Source organism: Amycolatopsis sp. EV170708-02-1 (genome assembly GCF_022479115.1).
GTDB lineage: Bacteria > Actinomycetota > Actinomycetes > Mycobacteriales > Pseudonocardiaceae > Amycolatopsis.
The window spans coordinates 3151496-3170695 of record NZ_CP092497.1 but is presented as its reverse complement, the minus strand read 5'-3'; the positions used below and the strand labels follow the sequence as shown (position 1 = coordinate 3170695).

Sequence of the window (19200 nt, the reverse complement as noted above, 5' to 3'; positions counted from 1 at the left end):
CTAACCGTCCTTACCACTCACGAGAGGTGAAGATCAGCCTCGCAGGTACTGCGAACCGCGCGTCACGGCCGACCAGGCGTCGACGGCCCCGTGGCCGTAGAAGCCGTTGAACGAAGCGTCACCGGTGCAGGTCGCGGTGAACGACGCGTCCCGGCCTTCCTTCAGGTAGTCGACGGTCCGCGGCGTCGGGCAGGCGATGTCCGAAGCGGTGCCCTCGAGCACCCGCTGCACGGCGTCCGGGTTCATCCCGAAGTCGCGCGAACCCTTGCCGTACTGCGAAACGATCAGCGCGGCGACACCGGTCGCGTGCGGCGACGCCATCGACGTCCCCTGCAGCCACTGGTAGTAGCCGACGCGGCCGTCGGCGGCGGTCGCCTTCTGGATACCGGCGGCGACACCGTCGGGCGTGAGGTTCCCCTCCGCGTCGATCATGCCCTCCGCGACACCGACGTTGCGCGGGTACGTCGAAAGGATCATGTTCTCGTTCGTGCGGTGCCACGGGGTGCCGAAGTAGTCACGGAAGTATCCGCCGGGCGCGGACACCGAGATCTGCTCGACGCCGTAGTTCGAGTAGTCCGCCTTCGCCTGCGACGGGCCGAAGGACGAGACGCCGATCGTGTGCGGGCCCTCGACGGGCAGCGAGAGGCAGCTCGCGTTGTCGATCTGCCGCGGGTGCGTGCTGTTCGAAGGGTAGTTCGGGCTCGACGCGTCGGGCTGCGGGGCGCCGAGGTCGCTGTGCTGGTTGCCCAGCGAGACGACCTGGGTGACGCCCTTGCGGTGCGCGTAGTTCAGCGCACGGGTCGTCGCCTCGATGATGGTGCGCTGCTCGGCCTGCTGCTCCGCCGAGTCCGCGGGGTTCGCGGTGCAGTTGTACAGCCAGGGATCCGTGAAGAAGCTCATGTTCACGACGTCCACACCGGCGTCGCCGGCGTAGGTGATCGCGTCCACGGTCGGCTGCAGGAAGAACGAGCCCGAGTCCTGCCCGGCGCGGAGGTTCACCAGCGTCACGTTCGGGGCGACCCCCGAGACACCGAAACCGTTCGCGGCCGCGCCGATGGTGCCGGCGACGTGCGTGCCGTGCCCGTTGTCGTCGTGGTCCACCGGGTCGACACAGCTACGGAACTCACACGGCCCGTCGACGACGGCGCCGTTCACATCGGTGACGATGTCCTTCGTGAAGTTCCGCGACGCCGCACGGTCGAAGTTCGGCGCGATGTCCGGGTGACTGCCGTCGACGCCGGTGTCGATGACGCCGACCTTCACCCGCTTGTCACCCGGCTGCTTGGTACGCGAAAGGTCCGACCGGACGGATTTGAGGCCCCAGAGCTGATCGTCGAGCGGGTCCATGCCGGCGGCGTTCGCCTGCACCGGCTTCTTGGCCGACGCGCCGCCGCGGCCCTCCTTCTCGACGGCACCCGGCTTGTCCTTCACCTTGCCCTGCTTCGGCGCGGTGCCGATCGCCTTCGCTTTTGCGGCACCGAAAACCGCGCGGTCCGCGGAGACCCGTTCCGCGAAACCGTTGGCGGGCGCGGTCGCGGTGATCAGGCCGACCGCGGCGTTGCTCGTCACCACGGTGCCCCCGGCGGCGCGGATCGCCCTTTCCACCGAGGCCACGCTTTGGCCTTCACGGGCCAGGACGGAGAATTCGGTCGCCGCACCGGAAAGCTGTGGCTGCGCGGAAGCCGTCGGCGCGGCCACGATTGCACCGAACAGCGGTACCGCGAGCGCGATCACGAGAGATCTTGGCTTTTTCACTTCCTGCCTCCTGAAGAAAACTATTCGTGCAAACTACGTCAGCGATCGCCGCGTATCAACGAAGTCCCTACGAAAGTCAGGGGACGACGGTTTTCTCTTCCGCGAAATGACAGGCGGACAAATGCCCGCCCGACCGGGTGATCAATTCGGGTTCCTGATCCGCGCAAATGTCCTGCGCCTTCCAGCACCGGGTGCGGAACCGGCAGCCGGACGGCGGATCCAGCGGGCTCGGCACGTCGCCTTCCAGGCGGATCACCTGCCGCTGCCCGCGCAACGCCGGATCCGCGACCGGCACCGCGGACAGCAGCGCCTGCGTATAGGGATGCGACGGATGTTCATAGATCTCCTCTTCCGTCCCCATTTCCACGATCTTGCCGAGATACATCACCGCCACTCGCGTGGAAAGGTGACGGACAACGGACAGATCGTGTGCGATGAACACATAGGAAAGGCCGAATTCCTTCTGTAGTTCACCGAGCAGGTTCATCACCTGCGCCTGGATCGAAACGTCCAGCGCGGACACCGGTTCGTCGCAGATGATGACCTTCGGCCGCAACGCCAGCGCCCGCGCGATCCCGATGCGCTGACGCTGTCCGCCGGAGAACTGGTGCGGATAGCGGTTGATGTGCTCGGGGTTCAATCCGACGACGTCGAGCAGCTCCCGCACCTTCGCCGCCCGCGAGCCCTTCGGCGCCACCTCGGTGTGGATTTCGAAGGGTTCGCCGATGATGTCGCCGACCGTCATCCTCGGGTTCAGCGAGGTGTACGGATCCTGCAGCACGATCTGGATTTCGCGCCGCAGCCTCCTCAGCTCGGCTCCTCGCAACGCGAAGATGTCGCGGCCTTCGAAGGTCGCGAGCCCGCCCGTCGGCTCCTCCAGCCGCATCAGCACCTGGGCCAGCGTGGACTTGCCGCAACCGGACTCCCCCACGACGCCCAGCGTTTCCCCCGGCATCAGGTCGAAGGAGACCCCGTCGACGGCCTTCACATGCCCGATGGTGCGTTTGAAGAGGATCCCGGCCCGTACCGGGAAGTACTTCACCAGGTTCTCGACCCGCAGAATGGGCTCAGACACGGCCGCTCACCACCTCGTCGGCGAAGTGGCAGGCGCTGACCCGGCCGAAGCCGAGGCTGTGCAGGGCGGGCCGTTCGGTCTCGCACCGGCTTTCCGCCCGCGGGCACCGCGGATGGAACGGGCAGCCGGGCGGGACGTTCAGCAGGCTCGGCGGCAGGCCCTTGATGGTCTCCAGCGTCTGTCCTTTGAGGTCGAGCCGCGGCAGCGAGGCCATCAGCGCCTCGGTGTAGGGATGCCCCGGCGAGCGGAAGAGCTCGGTGACGTCGGCCTGTTCGACGATCCGGCCCGCGTACATCACGGCGATCCGGTCGGCGACCTCGGCGACCACCGCCAGGTCGTGCGTGATCAGGATCAGCCCCATCCGCCGTTCGGCCTGGATCTCCGCCAGCAGATCCATGATCTGGGCCTGCACGGTGACGTCGAGCGCGGTCGTCGGCTCGTCCGCGATCAGCAGATCCGGGTCGAGCGCGAGCGACATGGCGATCATCGCGCGCTGCCGCATCCCGCCCGAGAACTGGTGCGGGTACTCGCGGACGCGGCGGGCGGCCGCGGGGATGCGCACGATGTCGAGCAGTTCGATCGCCCGTTTGCGTGCGTCCTTTTTGGACATGCCGAGCCGGACCCGCAGCTGCTCCTCGATCTGGAATCCCACGGTGAACACGGGATTCAAGGCCGACAGCGCGTCTTGGAAGATCATGGCGATCTCCCCGCCCCGCACTTCGCGCCGCCGCTCTTCGGTGGCGGTGAGCAGGTCCTCGCCGCGGTACCGGACCGCGCCACCGGTGACGACGGCGGGAGGGCTGTCGAGAATGCCCATCACGGTCTGTGCCGTGACACTCTTGCCGGAGCCCGATTCCCCCAGCACGGCAAGGGTTTCCCCGGCGTGCACGGAGTAGTCGACGCCGTTGAGCACGGTCGCGACACCGTCGGAGGTGCGGAATTCGACGTGGAGGTCTTCCACCTCTAGCAGCAATTCGTCGGTCACACCGATCACCGGGCCTTCGGGTCGAGCGCGTCGCGGATCCCGTCACCGAGCATGACGAACGCGAGCACGGTGATGGTCACGAACCCGGCGGGGAACAACAGCATGTGCGGATTCACCCGGAAGTAGTCCCGCGCGTCGCTGATCATCACACCCCACGAGACGACCGGCGGCCGCACACCGACACCGAGATACGCCAGTGTCGCTTCCGCGCCGATGAACGCGCCGAGCGCGATGGTCCCGTAGACCAGCACCGGCGCGACCGTGTTGGGCAGCAGATGCCGGAACACGATACGCGGCGTGCTCGCGCCGAGACCGCGCGCGGCCTTGACGTAGTCGAGCTGTTTGGCCACCAGCGTCGCCGACCGCATGATCCGCATCGCCACCGGCCAGCTCAGCGCGGCGATCGAGACGACCACCTGCACGATGATGGTGACCACACCGGGATTCGAGCCGGGCGCGTTGAACGTGGTCAGGATGACGATCGCGCCGAGCACGAACGGCAGCGCCGCGAAGATGTCGCCCACCCGCGAGAACAGGCTGTCGACGAGACGGCCGTAGTACCCGGCGATGATCCCGACCACCGAACCGATGAGGATCGTCAGGATCGTCGCGAAGACCCCGACCAGCAGCGACGCCCGCGCGCCGTGGATGGTCCGCGCGTAGACGTCGTAGCCCTGGTTGTCGTAGCCGAACCAGGCGTCCGCGGACGGTCCTTCGTTGGCGTGGAGCAGATCGCTGAACCCGGCGGGCCGGGAGCTGAACAGATCGGGCGCGATCGCGATGAGCACGACGAGCGCGATGATGACGGCGGAGATGATGAACGACGGGCGCTTGCGCAACATCCGCCAGGCGTCGCCGCCGAGACTGCGCGGTTTGTGCGCCACCGCGGAATCGTCGGCGACACCGGCGCTCGCGACGTCCACAGAGGACACTCCGCCGGCCACGTTGGGGTCAGTCATAACGGATCCTCGGGTCGAGAACGGCGTAGAGCAGGTCGACGATGAGACTCACCAGCAGGTAGACCATCACCAGCAGGACGACGACGCCGGTGACGGTGGCGCCCTCCCGGTTCTGGATACCGCGGAAGATGAGCCCGCCGATGCCGTTGATATTGAACACGCCTTCGGTGACGATGGCCCCGCCCATGAGCGCGCCGATGTCGGTGCCGATGAAGGTCAGCACCGGGATCACCGAGTTCCGGAGCAGGTGCACACCGACGACCCGGCTGCGCGGCTGTCCTTTCGCGACGGCCGTGCGGACGTAGTCGGCGTGCCGGTTCTCCGCGATACTCGTCCTGGTCAGCCGGGCTATGTAGGCCATGGAAAGACTGCCGAGCGCGATTCCGGGCACGATCAGTTCGCCGATCGTGGCGTCCTCGGACACGCTCGCGTCGATGATGCCCAGTTCCGAACCGAGGACGATCTGCAGCACGATCGCGGTGACGAACACCGGGATCGAGATCAGGAACGTGGTGGACATCAGCACGAGGTTGTCGAGGAAACCCTTGCCGCGCAGGCCGGTCAGGATGCCCGCGGACAGGCCGATGATCGCTTCGATGGCCACCGCGATGAGGGCGAGCCGCACGGTCACCGGATAGGCGTTGCCGATCAGCTCGCCGACCGAGACACCGTTGAAGGTCTCGCCCCAGTCGCCGGTGAACAGGTTGCCGAGGTATTTGAAGTACTGGACGAAGATCGAATCGTCGAGGTTGAACTTCGCCGTCATCATCTCGATGTAGGCGGGCGGGCAGGCGACCTGGCCGCATTTGCCGGCGAACGGGTCACCGGGCACCGCCCACACGAGGGCGTAGATGAGGAACGTCGTACCGAAGAAGACCGGGATGAGTTGAAGTAGGCGTCGAAGGATGTACTGGGGCATGGGCGTGCCGTCCTGGGGATCGCGTGGTGGGAGCCGTGGGTCCGGCCGGCCGGGAGCGATGCGCTCCCGGCCGGCACGACCACGCGATTACTTCGCCGCGACCTCGATGGACGAGTAGTCCGCGAGCCGGCCGAAGTCGAGCTTCGCGACCTTGAGCCGGTTCGACTTGCCGCCGACACCCTTCTCTTCCCACACGGGGATCTGCGGCAGATCCTTCGCGATCAGCTCCTCGGCCTGCTGGTACAGCTTGATCGCGGCCGCCTTGTCGGCGGTCTGGTCCGCCTGGGTCAGCAGCGCGTCGACGGCCGGGTTGTTGTACGTGGAGTCGTTCGACGAACCGGTGCTCTTGTAGCGCGGGTTCAGGTAGTTCTCGATCGACGGGTAGTCGGCGGACCAGTCGGACCGGCCCATCCCGGTCAGCTGGCGGTTGTTGACGATGCTGCGCCACTGCCCGAAGTCGGTCGCCGGCACGAAGTCGCATTCGACGCCGAGCGCGTTCTTGATGCTGTTGCACGCCGCGACCAGCGGCTCCTTGCGGCCACCGTCGGCGTTCGAGGCGATGGTCAGCTTGCCGGTGAAACCGGACTTCGCGAAGAACTCTTTGGCCTTCACCGGATCGAACTTGCAGAACTCGCCGCAGACACCGGGCCGGTAGCCCTCGATACCGCGCGACACGTAGCCGTCGGCGGGCGCGTAGGTGTCGTTCATGACCGTCTTGACGATCTGCTCGCGGTCGATGGCCAGCGAGATCGCCTTGCGCAGGTCGAGGTTGTTGTAACCCGGGACGTAGTACGGGAGCGCGAGCGCGCTGATACCGAGCAGCTTCCCTTCGACCAGACGCTCACCGAGGTCGGTCTTGTACTTGCCACCGGCCTTCGCCGCAGGCGGGAGCGCCTCCATGAAGTCGAGGCGGTTGCTCAGCAGATCCTGGTACGCGGTCTCCTGGCTGGTGTAGATGCGGACTTCCAGGTCCTTGAACTTGACCTTGTCCTCGCCCTGGTACTCGTCGTACCGCGTGAGCTTCATGTTCTGGTTGGGCGTGCGCGAAACGAACTTCAGCGGACCGTTGCCGATCGGGGCCTTGGCGAAGGCCTCCGGGTCGGCGAAGAACTTGTCCGGCAGCGGCGCGAAGGCGAGGTAACCGATCTTGGTGGCGAACACCGAGAACGGGCCCTTGAGGGTGACCTGGAACTCGTAGTCGTTCACGACCTTGAGCCCGGACATCGTCTGGACGGCGGGTTCCTTGGCGCTGATCTCGTCGTAGCCCTGGATCTGCTCGAAGAACGACGCGTTCTGCATGCCGTTCTTGCCGTTCGCGCTGTAGTTCCAGGCGTCGACGAAGTTCTTGGCCTTGACCTCGGTCCCGTCGTGGAACTTCCAGCCCTTTTTGATCTTGATGTCGAAGACCTTGGAATCGGTCGTGTTGATCGATTCGGCCATCAGGTTGTACGGCTCGGCGGTGTCGGATTTGTAGCCGACCAGCGCCGAGAAGACCGGCTTGAGGGCCTTGGACCCACCGAGCTCGTTGGTGTTGGCGGGAATCAGCGAGTTCTCCGGCTCGGTGCCGTAGACCGAAACCGACGCGTTGGCGTCGGTGGCGCCGGATCCCTTGTTCTCACTGGACCCACCACCCCCACAGGCCGTCAGCAGCAGGGCCGCCGTGGCCACCACCGCCGTCGCTCCCCAGAACCCGCGTGAAGCCCGCATGTCCCCTCCAACTCTCGTCGTCGGATAGTCCGGCGGGCGCTGGTCGCGCCCTACCGCCCAGAAGGTGAGACGACGCTATGGGACAGGTGAAGCCGATCACAGTGCGTTGGTGTTGCAAATGTGTGACGGTCTCCCGGACCACCCGGTTAGAGCACAACGTTGGTAGGAACCGGGCTGGGCCGAATGGCTCAATCCGGACTGGAGGTCACCACTTGATCACCTAAAGAAATGGCTTCACGTAAGAGAAAACCCGACTGTCAAGCCAACGACAACGCGATCCCGTCGAGGATGTCGTGCTCGGAGATCACCAGCTCGTCGGGACCACCGCGCGTGGCGAACTGCTCCGCCAGCACCTGCACGATCACCGAGCCGCCGCCGATCACGTCGACCCGGCCGGGGTGGATCACCGGGTTCGCGGCGCGGGTGGCGTGGTCGGCCGTGAGGAGCGACTGCGCGACGCGGTCGATGTCGGCGTGGGAGAGCTTCGAAAGGTGCGTGCGATCGGAGTCGTACTCCGACAGGCCCTGCGCCACGGCCGTCAGGGTCGTGACCGTCCCGGCGACGCCGATCCACGTCTTGGCGGTGGACACGTCGACGACGTCGAAAGCCTCGGTGAGCACCTTCGCGGCCAGCTCGCGGGCTTCGGCGATCTCGGCCGCGGTCGGCGGGTCGGACTTCAGCGCGCGTTCGGTGATCCGCACGCAGCCGATGTCGACCGATTTGGCCGCGATGACCTCGGCCTGACGGCCGTCCCAGGTGCCGACCACGAGCTCGGTCGAGCCGCCGCCGACGTCGACCACCACGAAGGGGCCGTCGTCGGGATCCTGCTCGCCGACGGCGCCGGTGAAGGACAGGCGGGCCTCTTCGTCGCCGCTGATGACTTCGGCCTCGGTGCCGAGCACCTCGCGCGTCATCGCGAAGAACTCGTCGCGGTTGCTCGCGTCGCGGGTCGCGGACGTCGCGACCATGCGGACCTTCTCGACGCCCTTGCGGCGCGCGGCGATCGTGTAGTCGGCCAGCGCCTTGCGGGTGCGCTCGAGCGCCTCGGGCGCCAGCTTGCCGGTGGCGTCCACACCCTGGCCGAGGCGGACGATCCGCATCTCGCGGTGCAGGTCGCGCAGGTCGACCGTCCCGTCGTGGCGGGGGGTCAGCTCGGCGACGAGCAGGCGGATGGAGTTGGTCCCACAGTCGATCGCGGCAACACGAGGCATGCCCCGAGCTTAGACAACGCGATCAAGGCGTCTTGGAACCGCTCGCCGACGACACCGTCGTCGTCGTTGTGGTCGTCGTCGGTGACGAGCAGGTCGGCGCGGGAGTCGGCGTCGTGGTCGTCGGACTCGTGCTCGTGGTCGAAGTCGGCTGCGTCTCCGTCTCGGTGACCGTCGGGCACGGCGGCAGCTTCGGGGTTGTCGTCGGCGTTTTGGACGACGACGAACCCGAGTTGCTCGGCGGCAGCGAGGTCGACGGCGGCGGCGTCACCGAACCGGGTGGTGTCGACGGCACCGGAGGCGGCGGTACCGACACGGGCGGCGGAGCGGCACCGGCGTTCGGGGCGCCGATCGGCACCTTGCTGTCCGGCGTCGGCAGCACCCCCGTGCGGTAGGCCTCGGCCCAGATCAGCACGGTGTTCACGTACGTGTCCGAGTTGTTGTAGCGGAACACGGCGGCGCGCAGCTGATCCGGCTTCGACAGATCGAGGCCGCCGGAGCACAGGTACCGGCCCGTGCCCAGCGCCGCGTCGAAGATGTTGTTCGGATTGGCTTCGCCGTCGCCGTTGCCGTCGGAGGCGTAGCCCTTCCACGTGGACGGGATGAACTGCGTCGGGCCGACCGCGCGATCCCACACCGTGTCACCGTCGAATTTGCCGCCGTCGGTGTCCGGGATGGCCGCGAACGGCCCGGCTCCATTGAGCTGCGGGCCGAGGATCGGCTCCAGGGTGTTGCCCTTCGCGTCGACGAAACCGCCGCGCGCGTGGTTGGACTCGATGCGGCCGATGCTCGCTATCAGCGCCCAGTCGATATGGCAGCCGGGCTGTTCGGCGATGAGGATGTCGGCGGCGTTGCGATACGCGGCGAGCGCCGTGACCGGGATGCCGAGCGGTCCGTTGGGGAGTTCGTCCGCCGGGAGCGGCAGCGGGGTCGGCGCGTTCGGCAGGCTGCCGTCGACGCCGATCTGCTGGACGAGCGGGTTCTTCGGGTCGTAGCCGCCGACGAGGGCGACGTTGTCGGTATGGATCGTGCTCGCCGTCGCGGCCCAGCTGCCGGCACCGACGACCGCGGCACCGGCCGGGACGATGGCGAGGACACCTCCGGTCACCGCGGCGATCGTGCGGTGCCGGAGACAGAGTCTCCGGACATGACCGGAGACCGCGCCTGGCACCTGCCTCACGCGCATACCTGTGAACCCTCCCGACGGATCACGGCTCGTGATCCGGTACACCCACCCCGGCAACCCACGACTGGTACCCAGCCTGCCGCATGCGGTGACCGGTTTCACCCCATTGAGGACGACCAGTTGGCCGACATCGGGTGAATTAACCCGCCTGGAGGAACTATCTGTACATCGGCGGCCGGTGTTACCCCTGGCAGTCGCCCGATGGCCATCCGTTCGCCTTGAGCAACGCGAGGGTCTCGTCACCGAACGGGTTCACGCCGGGGCCGACCGCCAGCGTGTGCGCGAGGTGGACGTGCAGGCATTTGACGCGGCCGGGCATCCCGCCCGCGCTGACCTCGTGACCGAGCGGGTCGATGGCGTCGCGTTCGGCGAGGTAGCTCTCGTGGGTCCGCTGGTAGGTGGCCGCCAGCTCGGGGTCCTCGGAGAGCCGGTCGGTCATCTCCTTCATCAGCCCGGACGCTTCGAGCGTGCCGACCATCGAAGTCAGCTTCGGGCAGGTCAAGTAGTAGAGCGTGGGGAACGGCGTGCCGTCGTCGAGGCGGGGGCTGGTCTGCACGACCGACGGGTGGCCGCTCGGGCAGCGCGCGGCGACGGCGCGCAGCGCACGGGGTGCCCGGCCGAGCTGTTCCGCGATGATCTCGCGGTCGGCGTCGGTCACAGGCTCGAAGGAAGACTTTTCCGTGCTGTTCACGCTCATAAGGCTAACGCGCGGCTGAAGGACGCTTTCCCCGCATAGGACGTGGTGAAAGCTCCCTTCACCGCGTCTCACGCGGTGAAGGTCCCCTTCAGCCGCCCGCGACCTGATCCCACAGCTTCTCGTACCAGGAGCCCGCGGGCACCGGCTGCTGACCTTGCGGCTGTCCCTGCTCGGGCGCCTTGTCCTCGGGGAGCTGCACGATGTACGGCGTCTCGCCGGGCTTCACGAAACCGAACCGCTTACGGGCCTCGGCCTCGATCTGCGCCGGATCGCTCAGCTCGGCCTTGCGGCCTTCCAGCTGGGTGACGCTGCGCTGCAGCTCGGACTGCAGCTGCTGCTGTTCGTTCACCTCGGACTTCTGGCTGAGGTACGTGCGCAGCGGAACGGCGATGGTGAACGCGAGCGCGCACACCACGATCGCCACCACCGCGGCCCGGCGGGTGGTGGACATGCCGAGCACCTTCGCGGCACCCGATGCCCGTTTCGCCGCCAGGCTGCGGCGCAGCCGGGTTCGGGCGCGGACCTCCGTCGTCGTCGTGCGACGGGCACGCTCCGGCCGGCGGCCCCTGCTGGAGCCGCCACCGCTCGCGCGCCCGCTACGACGGGTCCGCGCCCTCCCCCGGTCCGCCATCGTTCGTTATCCCTCGGCGCTGAACCGCGGGAACGCGAGGTCGCCGGCGTAGCGTGCCGCGTCGGCGAGGGTCTCCTCGATGCGGAGCAGCTGGTTGTACTTGGCGATCCGCTCGCCGCGCGCCGGGGCGCCGGTCTTGATCTGGCCGACACCGGTCGCGACGGCGAGGTCGGCGATGAAGGTGTCCTCGGTCTCGCCGGACCGGTGGCTCATCATCGACTTGTAGCCGTACGAGGTGGCCAGCGAGATCGCGTCGAGGGTCTCCGACAGGGTGCCGATCTGGTTGACCTTCACCAGCAGCGCGTTGGCGGCGCGGCGGGTGATGCCCTCTTCGAGGCGGTCCGGGTTGGTGACGAACAGGTCGTCGCCGACCAGCTGGACCTTCTCGCCGATCTCGGTGGTCAGCTGGACCCAGCCGTCCCAGTCGTCCTCGCTCAGCGGGTCCTCGATGGACACCAGCGGGTAGTCGCGGACGAGCTCGCCGTAGTAGGCGGACATCTGCTCGGCGCTCTTCTTTGCGCCTTCGAAGGTGTACGCGCCGTCGGAGAAGAACTCCGTCGCGGCGACGTCGAGCGCGAGCGCGACGTCACGGCCCGGGGCGTACCCGGCCTTCTCGATCGCCTGAAGAATCAGGTCGAGCGCTTCGCGGTTGTTCTTCAGGCTGGGCGCGAAGCCGCCTTCGTCGCCGAGGCCGGTCGCCAGGCCGCGGCCCTTCAGGACCGACTTCAGCGAGTGGTAGACCTCGGTGCCCCAGCGCAGGGCCTCGCGGAACGACTCGGCGCCGATCGGCGCGATCATGAATTCCTGGATGTCGACATCGGTGTCGGCGTGCGCGCCACCGTTGAGGATGTTCAGCATCGGCACCGGCAGCACGTGCGCGTTCGGCCCGCCGAGGTAGCGGAACAGCTCCAGCTCGGCCGACTCCGCGGCGGCCTTCGCGACGGCGAGCGAAACGCCGAGGATGGCGTTCGCGCCGAGGCGGGACTTCGCCGGCGTGCCGTCGAGGTCGACCAGCTTCTGGTCGACGATGCGCTGATCGACGGCGTCGGTACCGACCAGGTCCGGGCCGATCTCGTCCAGGACGGCCGCGACCGCGCGCTCGACACCCTTGCCGTTGTAGCGGCCGGTGTCGCCGTCACGCAGCTCGACGGCTTCGTGTTCGCCGGTGGACGCACCCGAGGGGACCGCGGCCCGCGCCAGCGTGCCGTCGTCGAGAGCCACCTCCACTTCGACCGTCGGGTTGCCTCGCGAGTCCAGAATCTCGCGAGCGCCTACCTGCTCGATGAGCGCCACGCCATGCTCCTCATGTGGGTTGTGCCTGCGGTGACCGGGCCCAGCCTAGCCGTCACCGCAGTTCACCCGTTGGAGGCACGCGCCACATCCCGCGCTGACCAGACCTATTCCTCGGCTGGTTCGTCCGCCCGGACTTCCTTCCAGCCCGACGGAAGCTCGACGGTGTCGGAGATCTGCTGCCAGAAGGTCCAGCTGTTGCCGCCGATGTCGGAGACGGTGAACACGCGGGCGCCGTACGGCTGATCCTGGGGCGCGTCGATGTCGGCGTCGTCGCCGAGCGCGGCGCGGACCCGCTCGTACTGCGCGTCGGCGTCGGCGACGTAAACGATGTTCAGCTGCCCGACCGGACCGTCGACGCCCTTGGCCTGCCAGTACGCGGGGCCGACCCCGGCCAGCTGGATCTTGGCCGGACCGGCGCACAGCGTGGCCTGGAACACCTCTCCGGAGGCGTCGGCGAAGCGCACTTCTTCGGTGAACCCGAACACTCTGACCAGCCACGCGACCGCCTCGGTGGCGTCGGCGTAGTAGAGGTACGGCGCGAGCCCGAGGTATCCGGGCTCGTTTTCGGGCCTATCCGCTTCGGTACTGCTCATGGCAGGACAGTCCACCATGACCGTTTCAGCAGTCGAGATCGGCCCTGCCCAGGCGTATCGTGGAGCGGACCATGATGGATGCCGAACCCGCCCCAGAACCCGGTGAGGACTCGTCCGGCGAGTCTCGGTTCCGCGCCTTCCGGCAAGCGGAGGCGCTGGTCGAAAGCCGCAGGCCGCTCGACGCCCTCAAGGCCCTCGAGCCCTTGCTGGAGCACGAAACCGACAAACCGAGCGTTCAGTTGCTGGCCGGCCGCGCGTACTTCCACTCCGCACAGTTGCGGCGGGCGGAGCGCGCCTTCACCCGGGTGCTGGAGCTGGATCCCACCGATCATTACGCGCGGTTCGTACTCGGACGGACCCTCCAGCGCCTCGGCCGGTTGACCGAGGCGCTCGCGCAGATGCGGATAGCGTCGGCGATGCACCCGATCCCGGAGTATCTGGAAGCGATCAGCGAGGTCAGCGCGCGGATCGCGTTGCGCGACTGACCGGGCGCCTCATTTCGACCTGGCCCGCAGATGGGCCCGTTCGCCCTGTTTGCCGAACAGCACCAGCAGCTCCACCGGCCCCGGCCCCGCGCTGCCGAACCAGTGCGGCACCCGCGTGTCGAACTCCGCGGCCTCGCCGGGGCCCATCGTGAAGTCGCGATCGCCGAGCAACGCCCGCAACCGTCCACTGAGGACGTACATCCACTCGTAGCCCTCGTGGGTGCGCTGCACCGGCTCGATGTCCTCGACGGGAATCAGCAGCTTGAACGCTTGCGGCTGGCCCGGCTGCGCGGTCAGCGCCCAAGCGGTGAACCGGCCGAACTTCTGCGCCTTCATCCGGACCCGCGGATCAGCGGGTTCGGGTTCGCCGACCAGCTCGTCGAGCGGGACCTGATGCGCCGCCGACAACGTGAGCAACAGCTCCAGCGTGGCCTTCCGCGTACCCGATTCGAGCCGCGAGAGCGTGCTGGCGGAGATCCCCGTCGCCTCCGAGAGCGCGGACAGGGTGGTGCCGCGTTCCTTGCGAAGGGCCTTGAGCTTCGGGCCGACCTCGGCGAGCCGCCGTTCGATGTCCTCCATGCCCCCAGTTTGCCAAATCGGCAATGAACTTTGCCAACTTTCGAAGAGATCCGGATGCTCGGGACCATGAACGAAGAATTCGACGTGGTGATCATCGGTGGTGGCGTCGCGGGCCTCAGCGCGGCCTTGGTGCTGGGCAGGGCGCGGCGCAAGGTGGCCGTGATCGACGGCGGCACCCCGCGCAACGCGCCCGCCGCGCACTCGCACGGTTTCCTGACCAGGGACGGCATCCCGCCCAAAGAGCTACTGGAGATAGGCCGTGACGAAGTCCGCGCGTACGGCGTCGAGATCATCGACGACGTCGTCCACCGGCTGCGGCACGACAGGGCGGTGGAACTCGCGAGCGGGCGGGTCGTCAACGGCCGCCGGATCGTGGTGACCACCGGGCTGGCCGACGAGCTGCCGAACGTCCCCGGCGTCGCTGAGCGCTTCGGCGCCGACGTGCTGCACTGCCCGTACTGCCACGGCTGGGAGGTGCGCGATCAGCGGTTCGGCGTGCTCGCCACGTCCGACAAGTCGGTCCACCAGGCCCTGATCGTCTGGCAGTGGAGCAAGGACCTGACCTTCTTCACGCATACCCAGCGGCTCTCGGCCGAGGACCGGGCGAAACTGACCGGGCTGGGCATCCGGATCGTCGACGGGGAGGTGGCCGAGCTCGCCGTCGAAAACGACCGGCTGACCGGTGTCCGGCTCGTCGACGGCGAATTCGTCGAACGCGACGTCGTGTTCGTCGGGCCGAAGTTCGTCCCGCACGACCGGCTGCTCGCGCAGGTCGGCTGCGCTCGTACCGAAAGCGGCTCGATCGCGGTGGACGCGCAGGGCCGCACGAACGTGGACGGTGTCTGGGCGGCGGGGAACGTCGTCGATCCGATGGCACAGCTCGTCGTCGCGGCGGGCGACGCCTACCGGATGGCGGCCGCGCTCAACTTCGATCTGGTGCTCGAAGATCAGGGCGCGACGCTGGCGTCCGCGTAGGTGTCGGCCGCGCTGAACACTTCCTGGACGTAGGGCACCGCGGGATTGAAGACCCGCATGGACTTCCACCAGCCGTCCGGGGTGGCGACGTCGTCGCCGGCGGCGCACAGGTAGCGGGCGGTGGCGAAGGCGGCGTCGTCGAGGTCCTTCGGATCCGGCTGTTTGCCGTCGCTCCTGGCCCGGGCGGAGTGCTTGGCCCAGATCTCGGGCGCGAGCGTGATCGGGCCGGGCCTGCCCTGCGCCGTCTCGACGTGGGAGATGCCGGCGAGGGTCGCCCATGAGAGATGGCAGCCCGGTTTCTGCCGCCGGAGCCACATCTCCGCCCGGCCGTATGCGGACAGATCGGTGACGGAGAGCCGGGTCTTCGCGGCCACCCGTTTCGCCCAGGTCTCCAATTCGGCCGCGTCGGAAACGGTGGGCCGGTCGGGTGGCGCGGCGAGACCGGCACGCGGCGTCGCCACCCCCGGCTGCGGCTTCTGGTCGGGAACCGCGAGCGCGGGCTGGGGCTGAGGCGCCGGAGGCGGTTCTTCCCCGGCCGGCCGGTTCACCCCGACCGTCATGATCAGCACCACGCCCGTGAGCACGAGCCCGCCCGCGAAGGCGAGCCGGGGGACGTACGGCGGCAGAGGGCGCGCTGGATGCTCCGGGGCGTCGGTGCTCTGGGCGGTTTCGGCCACCCGGACAGGTTACTTCGCCACACTTCCGGGCGATGACCCATTCGGCTTACGAAGCCGACTTAGAGTAAAGCGAATCCGCAGTGCACACCGGCAAGGTCGCGCTGACCTGGGAAAGCTTCCGAACACCTCGTCCGATCAAGGTCTGCCTTCGGGCCAGTCGGCGCCACCTGCGCGAAGGCGGTTTCCGGGCGAGACCCTGCTCTCTTGACCTCCAGTTAAGTGGAGATCGCACACTGGGCCCATGTTCAGTGAAGCGGAACTCGACTACCTCGCCACCCAAGGGCTCGGACGGCTCGCGACGGCGCAGCCGGACGGCACGCTGCAGGTCAGCCCCGTCGGCTACGCCTACAACACCGAGACCAAGACGATCGACATCACCGGCTACGAACTGGCGAAGAGCAAGAAGTTCCGGAACGTGGCCGCCAACGGGCAGGCCGCGTTCGTGGTGGACGACATGCCTTCACAGGACCCGCCGAGGATCCGCTGCCTCGAGATCCGCGGCCGGGCCGAGGCGCTCACCGGCGCCCGCACGGCCGACGGGCATTTCGACGGCGCGGTGATCCGGATCCACCCGTCACGGATCATCAGTCTCGGTGTCGACGACCCGGATCACGACCCGCTCGATCTCGTTCCGCACAACCGGAACGTCTGACCTCGGATGTCGTGAAAGGGTCGTTCCTGACGGAGAACGTCAGGAACGACCCTTTCATGACACTTCAGCGGCGGTTACCGAAGACCGCGTAGCTCCCGAGGCCCGCCACGGCGAGCACCACCGCGGTCCACGTGGCTTCGGCGACACCGGTGGGCTGGAAGAGCCAGGTGACCATCAGGTGCGCGCCGTCGGTGCTCGACGTGGTCACCGTGACCACGAACGCGACCGCGAACCCGAGCAGCGGCAACGTCCACCCGAAGGCCCCACCGAACAGCACCGCGGCGATCCCGGCGAGACCGAGCAGCCCGCTCGCGTTCCGCACGATGACCTCCACCGGGACCTGCTCCGCCTCCCACAGCCGCGGCAGCAGCGCGGCACCGGCACCGAGGCCGCCGATCAGCAGGAGATGCAGGACGCGGCGAGGCGCCCAGCGGATCGCGGCGGTCCGGTCGAGGTCGGTGTCCTGCCCGCTGAGGCCGATGGCGGTCACCGCGATCGCCACCAGGAGCGCCAGGGAGACCGGGATCTCCGACCAGCGGTCCCGCGCCACGAACCAGATCACGGACATGCTCACCACAAGCCCCGCCAAGGACGCGGGCACGGCACGGGAGCGGGCGTACAGCACAGCCCATCTCATCGGGCCCCTCCGAGCAGGATGTCGAGCTGGTTGCCCTGGCAGGTCAGCCCCGCCTGCCGCTGCGCGATGATCCGCTCTCGCTGCACATCGGGCGGAAGGGCACGGAAGGTCTCCCACTTCCGGGCGACCTCGGCCTTCGTCTCTTCGCTCAGCCAGGAAGCCCCGGACACCTTCCACTCACCGAGGAACCAGCTCGACGAGATCGACCGCGCGGTGAGTTCGTCCAAAAAGGACCTATTGACGCCATTGAGGCTGTAACAGGACGGCGTCCCGGAACCGGCGACCAGTGTCCGCGTCAGGTCGTCCGAATTCAGGACCGAACGGATGGACCAATCCACCAGGTCCACGGAGACGGTGTCGGCGGCACGCGGCGGCACCTCGTCGTAGCCCAGCCGCCGGTCCAGTACCGCGACCTTGACCGGCGCGTCCGGCAAGGTTCCCAACAGCCGTAACGCTTCCTTGCCCGGCCCGGCGAGACGGGGCAGTTCGGCGTCGAGCACGCGGGGGACACAGACCGGGCCGTCGCAGACCATCTCCGTCGCGGCCGGGTCGGCGACCTCGGCTTCGGCCGTGGTGCCGGGAAGAACGGGCAAGGCGATCACGGCCGCCACCAGCGCGGGGACGACGGCTAGTCCCTTCGCCCGCTTGGAGCGTGCTGCCAGCAGAAGGAACCCGGTCGCCGCCAGCCCGGCCAGCCAGACGCCCTGCCCGATATCCATCCAGCCCGCGGTGGTGCTGAACGGATCCCGGACGGTGTCCATCGCGGGAGAGAGCAAGGAGACCCGGAACGGCACGATCCCGGCCAGCGCGCTGCCCTCCGCTCCGGCGAACTGGAACAGGAGCACGGCCACGAAAGCGGCGACGGCCACCGCGGGCGCGGTCAGCGGATGCGGCAGCAACCGGCCGATCCCGAGCCCGATCCAGGCGCCCGCCAGCATCCCGAGCACACCGACCACGACGATCGGCAGCCAGCCGAAGGTGAAGAACCCGCCGTTGAAGGCGGCCTGGACGGCGCCGACGGCGAAGATCAGCAGATAGCCCAGCACCAGGAGGCCACCGAGCGCGCCGGCGAGTTTCGCGGCACGCTGCCAGCCGGGCCGCGGCATGGTGGTCATGAGTTCGACCGTGCCGGAGCGGCTGTCGCGCATACCTTGGATGACACCGGCACCGATCGCGATCGGCCACAGGAACACCAGCAGGAACCGGCTCCACTCCGCGGCATGCGTCCATTGCTCGTCCCAGGCGAGTGGCGCCCTCGTCCACGGGCCGCTGAACGAATAGAGGAAGCCGAACGCGACGACGAGGATCGCCAGCGTGGCCCAAGGGGCGATGGAACGGCGGACTTCGGTCCGCAGGACGCGTGTGTTCACCAGTTCCCCCTCCCCGGCTCGTGCCCCAGCAGCGCCGAGTAGCCACGCTCGATCGGGCTGTCGCCGACGTGCTCCTCGCTCCCGGCCGCGGCCAGTTCGTCCGGCGTGCCCTGGAAGACGAGCTTCCCGTTTTCGAACAGCACGACGTCGGTGCAGGCCGTCGCGACGTCCTCGACGAGATGCGTCGAGACGACGACGCAGGCATCGCGGCCGATTTCCTGAAGAAGCTCCCGGAACCGCACTCGCTGCGCCGGGTCGAGTCCGGCGGTCGGCTCGTCCAGCAGGAGGATGTCCGGATCGTTCACGATCGCCTGCGCGATCCCGACCCGTCGCACCATTCCGCCGGACAAGGTCTTCATCCGGTCGTCGGCGCGATCGGCGAGGCCGACGCGTTCGATCGACCGCTGCACCGCCGCCGGGATGTCCTGTTTGGACATCTCCTTGAGCCAGGCGATGTATTCGACGAACTCCCGGACGGTGAATCGCTTGTAGAAACCGAAATTCTGCGGCAGATAGCCGATACGGCGGCGCAGGCGGCGCTGATCGGTGAACCCCCCGACGGATTCACCGAGCAGCGCCAGCCCTCCCCCCGCCGGCCGGAGCACCGTCGCCAGTGCCCGGATCAGCGTGGTCTTCCCGGCCCCGTTCGGGCCGAGCAGACCGTGCACCCCCGTGCCAAGGTCCAGATCGAGCCCGTTCACGGCGAACTTGCGTTTGCCGACCCGGACCTTCAGTCCCTCCGCCTTGATCTGCCACGCGTAGGTCGTCGGTGCGACCTCCGCGGCCCCGACAGCACGCATCATGTTCTCCCCTTCGT

The 19200-nt window shown here is 68.1% G+C and carries 20 protein-coding genes; 3 read left to right on the top strand and 17 right to left on the bottom strand.

The window, feature by feature from the left end:
* Positions 1-33: 33 nt before the first annotated feature.
* The 12 genes from MJQ72_RS14775 to MJQ72_RS14720 form a co-directional block, all read right to left on the bottom strand.
* Positions 34-1755 carry a S8 family serine peptidase gene (locus MJQ72_RS14775; protein WP_240599705.1) on the bottom strand — a complete coding sequence of 574 codons (1722 nt, stop codon included), beginning with the start codon at positions 1753-1755 and terminating at the stop codon, positions 34-36.
* A gap of 76 nt (positions 1756-1831) precedes the next feature.
* Positions 1832-2830 (bottom strand): ABC transporter ATP-binding protein, encoded by a 999-nt coding sequence (locus tag MJQ72_RS14770; protein ID WP_037340729.1) that lies wholly within the window; start codon positions 2828-2830, stop codon positions 1832-1834.
* Positions 2823-3815, bottom strand: a complete 993-nt coding sequence (locus MJQ72_RS14765; RefSeq protein WP_038508287.1) for an ABC transporter ATP-binding protein — start codon at positions 3813-3815, stop codon at positions 2823-2825. The genes MJQ72_RS14770 and MJQ72_RS14765 overlap by 8 nt, the downstream gene beginning before the upstream one ends.
* Before the next feature lie 5 nt (positions 3816-3820).
* Complete coding sequence (locus tag MJQ72_RS14760) at positions 3821-4774, bottom strand: ABC transporter permease (protein WP_240599704.1); 954 nt, start codon at positions 4772-4774, stop codon at positions 3821-3823.
* Entirely contained in the window at positions 4767-5693 is a 927-nt protein-coding gene (locus tag MJQ72_RS14755; RefSeq protein ID WP_016337270.1) for an ABC transporter permease, read from the bottom strand. The genes MJQ72_RS14760 and MJQ72_RS14755 overlap by 8 nt, the downstream gene beginning before the upstream one ends.
* Before the next feature lie 87 nt (positions 5694-5780).
* On the bottom strand, positions 5781-7400 hold the full coding sequence (locus MJQ72_RS14750; protein WP_240599703.1) for an ABC transporter substrate-binding protein: 1620 nt from the start codon (positions 7398-7400) through the stop codon (positions 5781-5783).
* 257 nt (positions 7401-7657) lie between these two features.
* Positions 7658-8611, bottom strand: coding sequence for a Ppx/GppA phosphatase family protein (locus MJQ72_RS14745; RefSeq protein ID WP_240599702.1), 954 nt, complete (start codon positions 8609-8611; stop codon positions 7658-7660).
* 22 nt (positions 8612-8633) lie between these two features.
* Positions 8634-9794 carry a lytic transglycosylase domain-containing protein gene (locus MJQ72_RS14740; protein ID WP_240599701.1) on the bottom strand — a complete coding sequence of 387 codons (1161 nt, stop codon included), beginning with the start codon at positions 9792-9794 and terminating at the stop codon, positions 8634-8636.
* Between the two features lie 181 nt (positions 9795-9975).
* Positions 9976-10491 (bottom strand): DUF501 domain-containing protein, encoded by a 516-nt coding sequence (locus MJQ72_RS14735; protein WP_240599700.1) that lies wholly within the window; start codon positions 10489-10491, stop codon positions 9976-9978.
* Between the two features lie 88 nt (positions 10492-10579).
* The gene (locus MJQ72_RS14730; RefSeq protein ID WP_123799156.1) at positions 10580-10942 is read right to left on the bottom strand and encodes a septum formation initiator family protein; all 363 of its coding nucleotides are present in this window, start codon (positions 10940-10942) and stop codon (positions 10580-10582) included.
* Positions 10943-11128: 186 nt separating this feature from the next.
* Positions 11129-12415 (bottom strand): phosphopyruvate hydratase, encoded by a 1287-nt coding sequence (eno, locus tag MJQ72_RS14725; protein ID WP_038508280.1) that lies wholly within the window; start codon positions 12413-12415, stop codon positions 11129-11131.
* Positions 12416-12519: 104 nt separating this feature from the next.
* Positions 12520-13008, bottom strand: a complete 489-nt coding sequence (locus MJQ72_RS14720; protein ID WP_240599698.1) for a glyoxalase/bleomycin resistance/extradiol dioxygenase family protein — start codon at positions 13006-13008, stop codon at positions 12520-12522.
* 71 nt (positions 13009-13079) lie between these two features.
* On the opposite strand from MJQ72_RS14720, the gene MJQ72_RS14715 reads away from it, so the two are divergent.
* On the top strand, positions 13080-13493 hold the full coding sequence (locus tag MJQ72_RS14715; RefSeq protein ID WP_240599697.1) for a tetratricopeptide repeat protein: 414 nt from the start codon (positions 13080-13082) through the stop codon (positions 13491-13493).
* Between the two features lie 9 nt (positions 13494-13502).
* Here MJQ72_RS14715 and MJQ72_RS14710 read toward each other — a convergent pair whose 3' ends face one another.
* A complete protein-coding gene (locus MJQ72_RS14710) occupies positions 13503-14072 on the bottom strand; it encodes a helix-turn-helix domain-containing protein (protein WP_007028810.1) in 570 nt (189 codons plus the stop codon).
* A 54-nt stretch (positions 14073-14126) separates the two neighbouring features.
* On the opposite strand from MJQ72_RS14710, the gene MJQ72_RS14705 reads away from it, so the two are divergent.
* Positions 14127-15047 carry an NAD(P)/FAD-dependent oxidoreductase gene (locus MJQ72_RS14705; protein WP_240599696.1) on the top strand — a complete coding sequence of 307 codons (921 nt, stop codon included), beginning with the start codon at positions 14127-14129 and terminating at the stop codon, positions 15045-15047.
* On the opposite strand, the gene MJQ72_RS14700 is transcribed toward MJQ72_RS14705, so the two are convergent.
* A complete protein-coding gene (locus tag MJQ72_RS14700) occupies positions 15020-15724 on the bottom strand; it encodes a murein transglycosylase (RefSeq protein ID WP_240599695.1) in 705 nt (234 codons plus the stop codon). The two genes, MJQ72_RS14705 and MJQ72_RS14700, sit on opposite strands and share 28 nt — an antisense overlap.
* Before the next feature lie 241 nt (positions 15725-15965).
* Between MJQ72_RS14700 and MJQ72_RS14695 the strand changes: the two genes are divergently transcribed.
* A complete protein-coding gene (locus MJQ72_RS14695) occupies positions 15966-16376 on the top strand; it encodes a PPOX class F420-dependent oxidoreductase (protein ID WP_038508268.1) in 411 nt (136 codons plus the stop codon).
* Between the two features lie 64 nt (positions 16377-16440).
* On the opposite strand, the gene MJQ72_RS14690 is transcribed toward MJQ72_RS14695, so the two are convergent.
* The 3 genes from MJQ72_RS14690 to MJQ72_RS14680 are packed head-to-tail and all read right to left on the bottom strand — an operon-like array spanning position 16441 to position 19183.
* Positions 16441-17013, bottom strand: a complete 573-nt coding sequence (locus tag MJQ72_RS14690; protein ID WP_240599694.1) for a hypothetical protein — start codon at positions 17011-17013, stop codon at positions 16441-16443.
* Positions 17010-18383: a hypothetical protein gene (locus tag MJQ72_RS14685; RefSeq protein WP_240599693.1), complete on the bottom strand. Its 1374-nt coding sequence runs from the start codon at positions 18381-18383 to the stop codon at positions 17010-17012. Before MJQ72_RS14685 ends, MJQ72_RS14690 begins: the two co-directional genes overlap by 4 nt.
* Complete coding sequence (locus tag MJQ72_RS14680; RefSeq protein ID WP_240601329.1) at positions 18380-19183, bottom strand: ABC transporter ATP-binding protein; 804 nt, start codon at positions 19181-19183, stop codon at positions 18380-18382. The genes MJQ72_RS14685 and MJQ72_RS14680 overlap by 4 nt, the downstream gene beginning before the upstream one ends.
* Positions 19184-19200: the final 17 nt, after the last annotated feature.

Bases quoted from the DNA above. Each gene is read 5' to 3' on its own strand.
- MJQ72_RS14760 (WP_240599704.1), bottom strand. From the start codon at position 4,774: ATGACTGACCCCAACGTGGCCGGCGGAGTGTCCTCTGTGGACGTCGCG.
- MJQ72_RS14755 (WP_016337270.1), bottom strand. From the start codon at position 5,693: ATGCCCCAGTACATCCTTCGACGCCTACTTCAACTCATCCCGGTCTTC.
- MJQ72_RS14750 (WP_240599703.1), bottom strand. From the start codon at position 7,400: ATGCGGGCTTCACGCGGGTTCTGGGGAGCGACGGCGGTGGTGGCCACG.
- MJQ72_RS14745 (WP_240599702.1), bottom strand. From the start codon at position 8,611: ATGCCTCGTGTTGCCGCGATCGACTGTGGGACCAACTCCATCCGCCTG.
- MJQ72_RS14740 (WP_240599701.1), bottom strand. From the start codon at position 9,794: ATGCGCGTGAGGCAGGTGCCAGGCGCGGTCTCCGGTCATGTCCGGAGA.
- MJQ72_RS14735 (WP_240599700.1), bottom strand. From the start codon at position 10,491: ATGAGCGTGAACAGCACGGAAAAGTCTTCCTTCGAGCCTGTGACCGAC.
- MJQ72_RS14730 (WP_123799156.1), bottom strand. From the start codon at position 10,942: ATGTCCACCACCCGCCGGGCCGCGGTGGTGGCGATCGTGGTGTGCGCG.
- MJQ72_RS14720 (WP_240599698.1), bottom strand. From the start codon at position 13,008: ATGAGCAGTACCGAAGCGGATAGGCCCGAAAACGAGCCCGGATACCTC.
- MJQ72_RS14715 (WP_240599697.1), top strand. From the start codon at position 13,080: ATGATGGATGCCGAACCCGCCCCAGAACCCGGTGAGGACTCGTCCGGC.
- MJQ72_RS14710 (WP_007028810.1), bottom strand. From the start codon at position 14,072: ATGGAGGACATCGAACGGCGGCTCGCCGAGGTCGGCCCGAAGCTCAAG.
- MJQ72_RS14705 (WP_240599696.1), top strand. From the start codon at position 14,127: ATGCTCGGGACCATGAACGAAGAATTCGACGTGGTGATCATCGGTGGT.
- MJQ72_RS14695 (WP_038508268.1), top strand. From the start codon at position 15,966: ATGTTCAGTGAAGCGGAACTCGACTACCTCGCCACCCAAGGGCTCGGA.
- MJQ72_RS14690 (WP_240599694.1), bottom strand. From the start codon at position 17,013: ATGAGATGGGCTGTGCTGTACGCCCGCTCCCGTGCCGTGCCCGCGTCC.
- MJQ72_RS14680 (WP_240601329.1), bottom strand. From the start codon at position 19,183: ATGCGTGCTGTCGGGGCCGCGGAGGTCGCACCGACGACCTACGCGTGG.